This is a genomic window from Thermodesulfobacteriota bacterium (genome assembly GCA_036397855.1).
In the GTDB taxonomy this organism is placed as follows: Bacteria; Desulfobacterota_D; UBA1144; order Nemesobacterales; family CSP1-2; genus DASWID01.
Genome location: DASWID010000119.1, coordinates 1 through 12,610, shown reverse-complemented (window position 1 = coordinate 12,610; position 12,610 = coordinate 1). Strand labels below are relative to the sequence as shown.

10 protein-coding genes are annotated in these 12,610 nt (G+C 41.4%); 8 read left to right on the top strand and 2 right to left on the bottom strand.

All coding sequences use genetic code 11. The features are described from left to right. The first annotated feature begins 746 nt into the window (after nucleotides 1–746). From priA to VGA95_09340, 5 genes are all read left to right on the top strand, one after another. The gene (priA, locus tag VGA95_09360) at nucleotides 747–3,167 is read left to right on the top strand and encodes a primosomal protein N' (GenBank protein ID HEX9666746.1); all 2,421 of its coding nucleotides are present in this window, start codon (nucleotides 747–749) and stop codon (nucleotides 3,165–3,167) included. Between the two features lie 45 nt (nucleotides 3,168–3,212). Continuing rightward, on the top strand, nucleotides 3,213–3,839 hold the full coding sequence (locus tag VGA95_09355; GenBank protein HEX9666745.1) for a hypothetical protein: 627 nt from the start codon (nucleotides 3,213–3,215) through the stop codon (nucleotides 3,837–3,839). Nucleotides 3,840–3,890: 51 nt separating this feature from the next. Beyond that, the gene (locus tag VGA95_09350) at nucleotides 3,891–4,502 is read left to right on the top strand and encodes a class I SAM-dependent methyltransferase (GenBank protein HEX9666744.1); all 612 of its coding nucleotides are present in this window, start codon (nucleotides 3,891–3,893) and stop codon (nucleotides 4,500–4,502) included. Between the two features lie 690 nt (nucleotides 4,503–5,192). Beyond that, nucleotides 5,193–6,911: an extracellular solute-binding protein gene (locus VGA95_09345; protein HEX9666743.1), complete on the top strand. Its 1,719-nt coding sequence runs from the start codon at nucleotides 5,193–5,195 to the stop codon at nucleotides 6,909–6,911. Between the two features lie 119 nt (nucleotides 6,912–7,030). Then, entirely contained in the window at nucleotides 7,031–8,128 is a 1,098-nt protein-coding gene (locus VGA95_09340) for an L-dopachrome tautomerase-related protein (protein HEX9666742.1), read from the top strand. 152 nt (nucleotides 8,129–8,280) lie between these two features. On the opposite strand, the gene VGA95_09335 is transcribed toward VGA95_09340, so the two are convergent. Both VGA95_09335 and VGA95_09330 read right to left on the bottom strand, forming a co-directional pair. Beyond that, nucleotides 8,281–8,610, bottom strand: a complete 330-nt coding sequence (locus tag VGA95_09335) for a hypothetical protein (protein HEX9666741.1) — start codon at nucleotides 8,608–8,610, stop codon at nucleotides 8,281–8,283. A 236-nt stretch (nucleotides 8,611–8,846) separates the two neighbouring features. Further along, entirely contained in the window at nucleotides 8,847–9,287 is a 441-nt protein-coding gene (locus tag VGA95_09330; protein HEX9666740.1) for a hypothetical protein, read from the bottom strand. Between the two features lie 570 nt (nucleotides 9,288–9,857). Between VGA95_09330 and VGA95_09325 the strand changes: the two genes are divergently transcribed. From VGA95_09325 to VGA95_09315, 3 genes are all read left to right on the top strand, one after another. Beyond that, nucleotides 9,858–10,082 carry a helix-turn-helix transcriptional regulator gene (locus VGA95_09325; GenBank protein HEX9666739.1) on the top strand — a complete coding sequence of 75 codons (225 nt, stop codon included), beginning with the start codon at nucleotides 9,858–9,860 and terminating at the stop codon, nucleotides 10,080–10,082. A 416-nt stretch (nucleotides 10,083–10,498) separates the two neighbouring features. Continuing rightward, nucleotides 10,499–11,191, top strand: coding sequence for a prepilin-type N-terminal cleavage/methylation domain-containing protein (locus VGA95_09320; GenBank protein ID HEX9666738.1), 693 nt, complete (start codon nucleotides 10,499–10,501; stop codon nucleotides 11,189–11,191). Nucleotides 11,192–11,476: 285 nt separating this feature from the next. After that, nucleotides 11,477–12,406 carry an ABC transporter ATP-binding protein gene (locus VGA95_09315; GenBank protein HEX9666737.1) on the top strand — a complete coding sequence of 310 codons (930 nt, stop codon included), beginning with the start codon at nucleotides 11,477–11,479 and terminating at the stop codon, nucleotides 12,404–12,406. The last annotated feature ends 204 nt before the right edge of the window (nucleotides 12,407–12,610 follow it).

Below are 12,610 nucleotides of genomic sequence, written 5' to 3'. Positions count from 1 at the left end.
CCGCCGGTTTCGAGAAATTTTTTGAAGAGGTGGGTGAGTCGTTAGTGGACAGATCCGCCCCACCTCCGGTCAGTCAAGAAGCGGTACAGAAGCTACTGGCGCTAGCCCCTAAGTATCACCTTGAGGTTATACCTGTAGATGTTAGATAATTCGGGGGCACAATTTTTATAGTTTCTCGAATAGTTTTATTTTCATTGATCCCTTTAAGAATGAAAAGGACTTAAACGGCCTTCCAAAAATTGCGGCCTGTGCTGAACTTGTTTCAGTGTTAAGAAAATCAGAAACGAAGACGTTAAAAAAATTTGCGGGTTGTGGTTGAATTAAATTTTTAGTAGTTATGTCATCCCCGAGGATAGTTATCGGGGATCCAGAGGTATTTTTATGGATTCCCAATAACTGTGTTTGGGACACGGCGTGGGATTGCTTCAATTTGTTTCACAAATTTCGCAATGACGCAGGACGGCAGAGCGGTGCATCCCTTGGAGCATTAAGATAAGTGAAGAAAATACTTTTAAAAATTCTGTCCTCGAATGTTCCCCGCCAGAAACATGCGGGGCCAGGCTTGAGAGGGGATCCACAAGTATTTTTACTTATTTCCGATTAGTGATTTCGGGATTGCCATGATCATATAGCTCGCTCTCGAAATTTGTTCGAGTAAGAATTTTTAAATTAGCACGCGCTAATATGTTCACGATTATTGATAGTAGGAACTAAACTGTTTAGACTCTCCAAATAACTAGATAAGAATGAAAGAAGTCTTACAGGTTTCAATACCCATACCAAGTGAAGATACATTTTCTTACTCAGTTCCTTCTCACCTCAGAGGCGGAATTGAGATAGGGAAACGTGTAGTAGTGCCTTTTAAGAATCGGAAGATGCTGGGTTTCATAGTTGGACTTGGTAAACCTCCGGAGGGAATAAACCTGAGAGATGCTATTGATATTGTTGACGAGGAGCCGCTTTTCGACGAAAAGAGGCTTGATTTCCTGAAGTGGGTTTCTAGCTACTACATTACTTCGCTCGGTGTCGTGTTAAAAGCAGCGCATCCGGGTGGTCTTGGCATTAGCCTTAAGAAGATCATAAAATTATGCAAACATAAAGAAGGTATCCCGAGTAAAAAGAAATTCAGCGAGCATGAGGAACTTGTTTTAAAAACTTTGAATAATATCTCCGGAGTTACAGTCGAGAGACTCTTTAACGTAGTACATGGGCTTACCCACGAGACACTGAATTCTCTCAAGAGAAAAGGACTAATTGAATTTGATTATGAACTTCGTTCAGAGCCCAAGATAAAGACGGAAAATGTACTTTCTCCGACAGAAGGGTTAAGGGTAGATGAAGCCTATCAGAGGAGAAGTCCAGCGAAAGCGAAGATCCTTGAATTTATAATTTCTCATGAAAGGGTTCCTTATACGAGCTTAAAGGAGGTGTTCGGTGATATCAACCATCATGTAAGAGAATTAAAGAAAGGTGGATACGTTAAGATAGAACGCGTAGAGATCTCGAGGGATCCGTTTTCGGCGATTCCTATAAGTCATGAGAATCCACCAATCCTAAATCCGGATCAAGAAGTGGCGTTTCGGAAAATAGCTGATTCTATAGTCACGGAAAAGTTTGCTCCGTATCTCCTACACGGAGTCACAGGGAGCGGAAAGACAGAGGTTTATTTGCGTGCAATAGAGAAAGTTATCGATAAGGGAAAGGAGGCAATAGTCTTGGTGCCTGAAATTTCACTTACGCCTCAACTTGTTAAGAGGTTTCGCGGGAGGTTTGGTAGTAGGGTAGGGGTTGTTCACAGTGCTCTCAGTGAAGGTGATAGATTCGATGCATGGAGGCAGGCAAGCAGAGGGAGCGTGAGTGTAATTATAGGTGCAAGATCAGCGATATTCGCTCCATTTAAAAATTTGGGGACTATAGTAGTAGATGAAGAGCATGAAACATCATATAAGCAGGATGAAAGTCCCTGTTACCATGCAAGGGACTTAGCCCTGGTGTTGGGGAAGATGACAAATTCAGTTGTGATACTTGGTTCTGCAACGCCTTCTGCTGAAACTTATGCAAATGCACAGAAAGAGAAGTTCACGTATCTTTCACTTCCCCTAAGGGTTGAAGACAGAGCTCTTCCAGTCCTTGAGATCGTTGACATGAAAAAAGAGAAGGGGAAAGTTTTTTCTAAGCCATTGAGGGAAGCGATAACAGCGAACTCAATTAATGGGAAACAGACTATCCTTTTCCTCAACAGGAGGGGTTTTTCAAGCTTGGTAGTATGTCAGGCGTGCGGAGAAATAGTTTCCTGTCCTAACTGCAGTATTTCTTTGACGTATCATGTAAAGGATAATTCGATTAAGTGTCATTACTGTGGGATTTCAGAGGAGTTGTTTGATCGTTGTTTGAAATGTGGAAATGAACTAAGACGCTTGGGAATGGGGACACAAAGGATCGAGGATGAGGTTAAAAGGATTTTACCAAAAGCTGCAATATACAGAATGGACAGGGATGCGGTGGTGGGTAAGAATAAGCTACTTCGTCTTTATAATAAATTAGAAAAGGGTGAGGTGGATGTTCTTATTGGAACGCAGATGGTTGCTAAAGGACACGACCTTGCCGGTGTAACTCTGGTTGGCGTTATATCTGCAGATCAATCTCTTGGAATACCCGACTTTAGGGCGGGAGAGAGGACGTTTCAATTGGTTGTTCAGGTTGCTGGCAGGGCGGGAAGAGGGGACGAGACGGGAAGGGTAATTGTACAGACCTTCAATCCCGAGCATCCCAGCATTAAATTCGCTTTAGAACAGGATACTGTTGGATTTTTGAAAGAGGAATTGAAGCTTCGAGAGGATTTGGACTATCCCCCATTCTCGAAGCTGATAAACTTCAGGTTTCAGGGTAGAGTAGAATCAGAAACTGTAAATGCTGCTGGGATTGCGGGAGAACTGGCCAGAAAATTGGTGTCAAAGATGCCTATTGGAGCGGTAAAAATACTCGGGCCTTCGCCCGCTCCAATCTATAAAATAAGAAATCGATACCGTTATCAAATGCTGCTCAGGTCGAAGAACATGGGGGCGCTCCATAATTTTTCGAAAAAGCTTTCGATGATCTTAAGAGAGAGCAGAATATCTCGTAATATTAAGATTCAAATCGATGTAGATCCGTTTAATTTTAACTGAATGATTTGTTTGTGGATCGAAAAGGATGTCGATAGAGTAGAAATTATGACATCAAAGAATAGATCGTTCATCATAATGTTATTCATATGTTTAGGCTGCGCCGCTTCACCGCAGAGCTTATATGATTCTATCGAGTCTGTTGAGTCCAACAATGTAGCAAATAAATTCAGCGACGCTGTTAAGGTCGACCAGGCTGAGGAGATTTCTCCAGATGATATAATCGAGATTGAGCTGGGCAAAGGAAATCCTATTATCGAGCTAGCAAATGGCCGTCAATATAGATCCTTTTATAGGCTGTTCGAATTCAAGGGAAGCGGTGGCAGCACGGTTTCTTTCAAGATTACGACCTCGTGTAAGTGTAGATCGGTTTTTAGAGAGACCATTGTCTACCCCGTGGCGTACATATTGGATTATAACGGTAATGTACTAACGTCCGATCCTAGCGAATGGAAAAGAAAACACGATTTTATATTGACGGGGCTAAGTTACGAGGGTCTATGGGAGGCAAAGATTCCTGAAGACGGAACGTGTTTTCTGCTCGTTGCTGCAGATAACTCGTTTGTAGGTTTGGTACTTGGCATTAATTACCCTCTGATATTGCCCGATAGCCCGGAGACCTATATTTTGAGCTCACCATCGGGGAAAGTAACTGTAGAGATGTTAGCAAACTAAAGCATTGACCCTTATGGTCTCACATCTTATATTAGCAAGCTTTGATAAAGAATGATACTTAATAAGATTGAGTTTTCTTTTATAAATAGTCGTACAAGGGCTTTTATCCAGGATAAATTTGAACTGAAGGATATTAGGAGATTATCATCTTTGCCTTCAAACAAAGTCGTGCTCGAAATTGGGTGTGGTAATGGGACTGGAGCAAGATTGATAAAAAGATATTTTTCTCCACTAAAGATTTATGCAGTAGATTTAGATCAAAGAATGATAAGCATGGCTAAACGGTATAATGCTGACGATTCCATTATCTTTGAATTGGGGGATGCCACAAAGTTGAGATTTATGGATGAACAGTTTGATGCTGTATTTGATTTTGGGGTCATTCATCATATACCAAATTGGGAGGACTGCGTAAGAGAATTAAATAGAGTCTTGAAAATAAGTGGGGAGTTAATCGTGGAGGATTTTTCAATAGAAACATTTGAGACGGCGACCGGCAAGATCTTGAGAAAACTGACTAATCACCCCTATGAGAGAATGTACAGAAGAAAGGACCTAATTGAGTGCATGAAAAACTCAGGTTTTGAGATTATGCAGGAAAAAAGATATCATCCCCTGCATTTGATTAAATATTTTCTTATGATTGCAAAAAGAATCGAATAAAGGTCGTTTACTTTCACCGGTGAATCAATCTTTAATAGTTGAAATAGACGTCAATCGAATGATAAGATTATTATAATACGCCCTTGGGCTATCCCAATGTGCGACCCAGTGCTAATAACCGCAATTCCCCACCTTAAGTCAGTCCCTAATTCCTTAGTAGGGAATCCATTTTGTCACCGTGAAGGAAGCAAGGGGTCAAATCTTTTGTTGACTAATTATAGCCTGGACCTCTCCCAGCTTTCTTCTGAAACTTTTATCTCATTCTGTCTTCAAACGCACTTCGTTGCATGCCTACCAATTTACACCGTAACTACTCACTCGAAGCCGGTCGGCTTTATTCTTTAATGTGCGACCGCATAAACTTCTCAATAAATACATCCCAACCTAGGGAATATTTTCACTTACGTGATCCCATCGGTTCACGACGTCATAGAAGGCGCCTGGAAACCGAATTCGTAGGAATATAGACATAATCAGAAGGAAATATCAAAATGATAATTAGTCAACAAATGAGTTGACCCCTTGCTTTTTGAACAATATAATTAGGGATATTAAAATGATAGCCCTAAACTAACGATCAATTAATGATCAAAGAAGGTTTTTTATCACATGCACAATCTTTACGATACCAATTTTACGATGAATTGGCTAATTTCAAATTTATTATTTATCAACAAAGGAGTGACTAAAATGAACAGGAGAACATTACTCGCTATTTCAATCTTTTTTATCATGGTGATTACAAATTTTTCTACCTTAGAAGCTGAGGAACAAAAACCCTCGGAACTCAATATAATCTGGCATTCTGGTGTCCTGGGTGACTTGTTGAATGAAATGGGCAAGGAATACACGAAGCAAACAGGCGTAGTCATCAACGTTGATTTAGTTCCATGGGCCAAATGGCATGACACAATTGCAGCCGATTTTGCATCAAAAGAAGGGAAATATGATCTTGTAATATTCGACAGTCAGTCAATGAGCGAATTTGCTTCGAGAGGCAACATTTTATTATTGAACCCCTACTTGGAAAAGAGTAATACTTTAAGAATTAAGGACTACGATCCGAGATCCATAGTCGAGTATGCGGAATATCCCGAAGGGTCAAGCAAATTTTATGCTTTGCCCATCAATCAGGATGCCATGGGTCTGGTGTATAGAAGGGATCTATTAGAAAGCCCCGAGGAAAAGGCAAACTTCAAGGCAAGATACGGCTATGATCTGGCGGTTCCCAAAACTTATGGCCAGTTGAAGGACATTGCCGAATTCTTCACACGTCCTGAAAAGAACCTCTATGGTATCGCCTTATATGGCAGCCGGGACTATGATGCAGTTACCAGCGCTTTTAACAATGTTCTTTGGTCTTTCGGCGGTGATTTATGGAACCCCGAAACAAAGAAGGCCGAAGGGGTAATTAATTCCCAAGCATCTGTAGCAGCGTTAGAATACTTCAAGAAATTGTTCGACTACGCACCTCCAGGGGCAGCCAATTGGTACTACGACGAAGTCAATAATGCAATTAACGGTGGGAATGTCGCGATGGGTATCAACTGGTATTACTTCTTCAATACCTACGTTGACCCTAAAGTAAATAAGATGGCCGATAAGATGGGCTTTGCGCCCCTTCCGGGCGAAAAGGATATCAATGGCAATTTCCATCAGTACAATTCGGTGGGAGGTCAAGGAATAAGTATCTCAAAGTATTCGAACAATGTAGATGAAGCCTGGAAATTTCTTGAATGGTTGATGAGTAATCCGAGACAGTGGGAATGGGTTCGAGGGGGGGGCCAAACTGGTAGGGTTGATATTCTGAACTCACCTGATTACGAAAACGCAACTCCCTATAATTCCATTTTCCCGATTTCGATGAGTCGGGTGAAGGATTACTGGCACCTCGTTGAATATCCTCAACTTCTGGATATGTATCAGAAGAATATCAACTTAGCGATCACTGGCGGTATGTCCCCGAAAGAGGCCTTGGATAATGTTGCTAAAGAACAACAGGCTCTATTAGATAAGACAAGTGAATATGGAATATTAGACATTGACTCTATAGCCAGGAGCTTACCTCCAGATAGCGATAGCATGGTTACAGACAAAAGATTGATAGACAGGCCCGATGCGGGAGTCAGGGTATTCAGGGTTAACCGAGAAGTGCCAAGGCATTATCATACTAAATCTGACGAACATCTATACGTTATATCAGGAAAAGCTCGCTTCGTAATCGCGGAAGATGAGCCTAGGGTTGTTTCGGCTGGAGATCTTATATTCTTTAAGAAAGGTACATATCACGGTGTAATTGAAATCTTGGAACGCCCTCTTATTGTTTTGTCTTTTGACGTGCCCCAGCGTGATCCCAAAGACGTGGTGTTTGAGAAAGCTACTACTCAAAAGCTCCTGGAAACCAAATGATTAGACGACAAAATGAGCAAGTGACCATTTAACAATGCTTGCTAGATTATAGACTTCGATTAGCCGGTATTTTGGACTAACCTTCTCGCATCATAAGGATTGGAGGTGTAGTTATAATCGTGGGTATAAAAGAATTTGTACTGGTTTTTGCCATAATTTTTACAGCTTCTTCTTTTGGAGAAGTTGAAATTGTTGCAAAATTTGAAAATCGCCCTGGTAACCCCGCAGTTACGCCAGATGGTCGAAAGATAGTAAGCATGCAGCCCATTGACAACCCTTCATACCGAGTTGTTGAAATACTTCCAGACGGTTCCAGCAAGCCTTTTCCATCTGAGACATGGGCTAGCGCTGTGGGATCCGACGGAATCGGTATGCAAGCGGTTATAGGAATAAAGGCTGATACCAATGGCATAGTCTGGATGCTCGACATGGGAGGTAATGAATATGCTCCCAAACTTGTGGGATGGGATACGAAGAAAGACACCCTTAAAAGAATAATAGTTTTCCCTGCGTCAGCGTCTCGACCAAACTCATTTCATCAGGATATGGCAATCGATACCAAGCGCAACATGGCATACATAGCGGATATGACACGCGGAGACCTAACAGGCGAAAGTCTCCCTGCAATCGTAGTAATAGACCTTGATACGGGCCTTGTGCGCCGTGTACTTGAAGGGAATGCCCATTTCGCGCCTGGCAATGAACAAATTGTCATAGATGAAAACTCCTTTGCTACAAAAACCTCAAACGGTGAGACCGTCCCCCTCTTTCTGGGATTGAATCCCATCACCATTGATATAAATAATGAGTGGGTGTATTTTGGCTCTATTAATGGAAAGGGGCTTTTCAGAATCCCGGCATTCGCATTGACCGATCCAAATCTTTCTGATGACGAACTTGATAGATTGATTGAACCCTATGGAGAGAAGAGAAGCAGCGATGGAATAAGCATCGACCGTAACGGAAATGTCTACATTACCGATATTGAAAATCATGCGATAGGGGTGGCTAATCCTGAAGGATATCGAATGCTTGTAAAGGATGACAAGCTTCTAAAATGGCCAGATGGAATGGCCTTCGGTCCAGACGGTTGGCTGTATGTAACAGTAAATCAGCTTAATCTTCATCCGCTACTTAATCGTGGAAATGAAGGAGGAAATCCACCCTATTACCTTATCAGGGTTAAGCCCCTTGCCGATAGCACCGTCGGACGGTAATCATTTTTTCTATCAAGGAATGAGGGGGATCACCTATTTTGCAATAGAAATTAAAATATTTACCAAATGTGATTAACATAATTTAAGCTCATAATAAAATATTCGCCTGTAGAATTCAATTGATCATTATTTCATCATCGTGATTTTTGACTTTAACATGGTTTGCTTTTTTTACACGCTTCCACACAATTAGCAGTGTTACCTTGGGGCCTGCAACATTGTGCGCCCGTATCTATGTTAAGACAACAACATTCTTCGGCGGAGCAAGTTTCGTTTCCACAATTTTTTTGAGCCAAAAGAATTTCGGAGTTAAATTCCTGTTTTAAAAAGGCAATGGAAACGGGCTCAAGGTCTATTTCGACCAGATTTAAGTCGAATGATTCTCGGGACGCCGCAGGTTCATCGATGGCATAAAAGCTTCCCGCGACCAACAACGTTACTAGGGTGAAAGCTAATAAAAATACACTGAGTTTAGGCTTCATTTGTGTATGACCTCCCATGTAACTCAAGTGTAAGGTAAAAAATTTATCAGTCAATATTTCTTATCGGATGAATACCGGTAAGATGGCGGAAATATTTGTTAAGCTTTCTACCATCATTTCAATTGTTAAACATTTTTAAGTGGATCTTGGCAAAGCTTTGAAGTCTAGACGCGTATCTGTCTTCATTTATTTATCTGTGCTCGTGTAGGCATTTAGGAGAGGATCGGGACCTTATCTCAATTAACTCTTTTCCATGTATCAACGTGATTAATAAAGCCCGGCGGCTGCGCCGTCAATTTATTCTTCTCGAAAACAAGTGTAGGTTCATCAAAATGAGGGAGCTTGAACTGTATTTTTCCTCCTTTAATTGTTACAGGGGAGGAAGCGGTTTTGTGTTTTAGATCATATTTGATTCCCTTATTATTAATCTGATCGTTGATCATAAGATAAATGCTTCTCTCGGTGTATCTGGTTCTCGTCAATTTATATTTGGCTATGTAGGACATTGAACGAATCTTGCTTCTGGAATTCTTGGAGATGATGTTAAAGTTCCTGTACTGCCCTGTGAAGGTGAGAAGGCCAATGACTTTAGGCGGCCTCAGTATCGTGCCGTTTGGCAGCTTCCGTGAGACGAGCTCATAGGTGCCCTCTATGCTAATAGACTCTTTTCCATTCATGTTAGCCTCCAGATAATTTTATTCAACTCGGTCGGTCGGGTTTTCCGTTGTCTATTATTTCACAAACGACAATCAGTCGTCAAGGTTGGAAGACCTGGTCTGTCTATTTAACCTAATTTAAGTATCAAGTAGGGTAACGACCCCGGTTACTGACCACAGTTACTATGAGGGATCGATTGGATTTGTGTCGTTGAAGAAATTGCAACGTAGAGCGAAATCGAAGCATCCCTGGCAGGCCAACATATTGAACGTCAATATGAATAAAGACCTAGATTCATGATTGCACAGGTAGCAATGCCCGGGGAGTTCTGTTACTAGAATATTAAGAGGGTTATTTCCTCTTGACACAAATTGCAAAAACGGACTGGCCGTGGAGTTTGCATAACCGATCATCCTTCCATCCTCCTTTATTCGGCAGGGTAACTAAAAGATATCTTTTAGTTACTCAAGGAATGATATTAGAAGTTTTCTTTATAAAAGTCAAGGTATTTTGTTTATTATTCGAAGAAATATTTGACAAATGATTAGATAGATATTATAAATTCCCGATCATCTTAGGGGGTGTGATGATTGATCAAGTGCAATTTGTCAACGATCCTCGGTGCAAAGAGGATGACTAGAACCAAATTATTGAGAAAGTCTGGCATTTCTCTTACAAGTCTGAAGCCTTTTTACGACGACACCTGGAAAGGAATCAGAAGGGAAACTTTAGACGCCTTGTGCAAGGCATTGGATTGTGACGTAGGTGACTTAATATCTTTCGAGAATTCTGACCGAGAGAGAACTGATGGTTGAAGGTCAACAAGAGATCGCATATTTACTTTTGCCAAGTGTTTGTAAATTGATGAAGGAGCTCGTGTAAAATAGGAAAATAGGGACAGATGTCCCTATGTCCCTATTTTTCTTCGTCGAACACGATAAAGAAAAATATCTTTCTAAACGAGAGTGACAGGTATTCTTAATCCTACAAGATAGCGATTGATATCGAATTCTATTGTAGGTTATTGAACTTAAAAAAAAAGGCTTGACATCTATTTCTCAAGTGATTTATAATAATACGTTGTTAAAAACACAAAGAGTAAATGAATTTATGAATTCCTAGTAAGAAGTGTGATCGGGTATAAGATATATAAGGGATTTTTTTGCCATTTTGAATGTATTGGGCGTTAAGTAGTGAGATTTGAAATTAAATTTTGTAGGAGGTAAAGGACATGAGATTTAAGTTTAAGGAATTAGGTAGAAGTGAAAGGGGATATACCATTATCGAGCTTTTGATCGTAGCGGCGATAATCGGTATCCTCCTTGCCATAGCGATACCAAACCTTATTAAGGCGAGGATTTCGGCAAACGAGGCGAATGCCAGAAAGGCTATGCAGACCCTCAGGGATGCCGAGGGCGAGTTTTTTGAGCAGGACGCGGACAATAATGGTACGAGAGACTTTACAGATTTAATAGGTGATACCCCTCCGTCGCTAGATGGTTCTCTACGGTGCCCTGACGACGGATCAGGCGTGGCTGCAGCTGCGTGCGCGGGTAATGAACAGGATGCGCTCGTAGATAACAGCTTTACGGGAGCCATAACCACCGCTGGTGATGGGAGTGCGGCACTTACGTCTGATTGTCCTGATTCAAAGGCGGGCTATTGTGTCGGTTGGACCGGAGATTCTGATGATGGTATTGATGCCGCGGATTGGGCAAGAGTCGGTAGTGACCCGATTCTACAGTCGGACTTCGGCTTTGAATCATCGCCTAATTCGGTACAGAAGAGCGGGAGAAGGGATTACGGCGTCTGGGGAGATGGTGTGATAAGGTGTACAACTTCTACCCAACCGTCAAGTAATCAGGGGACCTTTGAAGCTTCCCGTGACGAGAGTTCTGGTGGATTTTCTGGAGCTTGTGATTAAAAACTTACGTAAATGAAGGGTGGATCTGCTTACCTCCGCCCTTCATTCTTCTTTTTTCCTTCTTAATTTGTGAGAGCGTACCCCATCGGCGGACGGGTGTGATTGCCGTTTGAAGCGAGCGTCCTCGGGCTAAATCAATATAACATATCAAATTTATTAACAAAGTTTGCAACACCTAAATTGCAACAGGGTTCCTACTCTGCTCGTAGATCACTAGATTTATGAATTGCTTTGAATATTTCTAATGGCTGATTATAATCTCAGGCAATATTTAATCTTTGAATCATGTTAAAGATAGATAATCTAGTAAAGGACTATACTTCGGGGTTCTTGAGGAAGAAGGTTAGAGTTCTGCAAGATGTGTCATTTTCGGTTAACAGAGGGGAGATCTTTGGTTTTGTTGGACCGAATGGCGCGGGAAAAACCACCACGTTTAAGGTTATTCTCGGCTTCGTCTCTATTACGGGCGGGAGGGTTGAATTAATGGGTGAGCCCCTAGGAGATGTCGAAGTGAAGAGGAAGATAGGTTATCTGCCCGAAAATCCGTATTTCTATGATTACCTGACCGGCGAAGAGCTATTGCATTATATGGGGGAATTACATGGTGTAAATGGAGACAGGCTCTCCAGACGGGCTGATTATCTGCTTGAAAAGGTAAAAATGACCCATGCCAGAAAGATTCAGCTTCGAAAGTATTCCAAAGGCATGTTGCAGAGGGTTGGAATTGCTCAGGCTTTGATAAATGACCCCGAGTTCTTGATCCTGGATGAGCCAATGAGTGGCCTTGATCCCATCGGACAGAGAGAAATCAGAGAATTAATTCTGGAACAAAAAGAACTAGGCAAAACCATTCTTATGAGTTCGCATATTCTTTCCGATGTAGAAGCGCTTTGCGAAAGAGTGGCAATTATTATTAATGGGAAGGTAGTAAAAATTGGCGAACTCGGAAAGCTTTTTGAAGATATGCATTCAATCTATGAGATGCTTTTAAGGGTAGAAGATGAAACGGTTCTCGATTATCTGAGCGATCTCAACGTAACCATTGAAAAAAGGGCGGGTCTTATAGTTCTGAAATTTGACGAGGGTATTAAATCTAGGGTTTTAGAGGTTCTTTCAGGATCTGGTGTAGACATAATAGCACTCCATCCATTGAGAAAATCACTAGAGGGACTTTTTGTTGAAGAGGCTAAAAAGGATGGTCATGTTGAGTCATGAATCGGAGGGTATTAGGAGATTGGTTCGCAGGGTCTATACTGAGCGCAATTGTAGATATTAGATCTTTCGTGGACAAAATTCTTGCAATTTGATGAATAGATTTATTTTCATTAATCCTTTTCAGAATGGAAAGGTCTTGGACGGCCTTCCAAAAATTGCGTTAATAGGATGAATGTCATAGTTAGTCATGCTGAACTTGTTTCA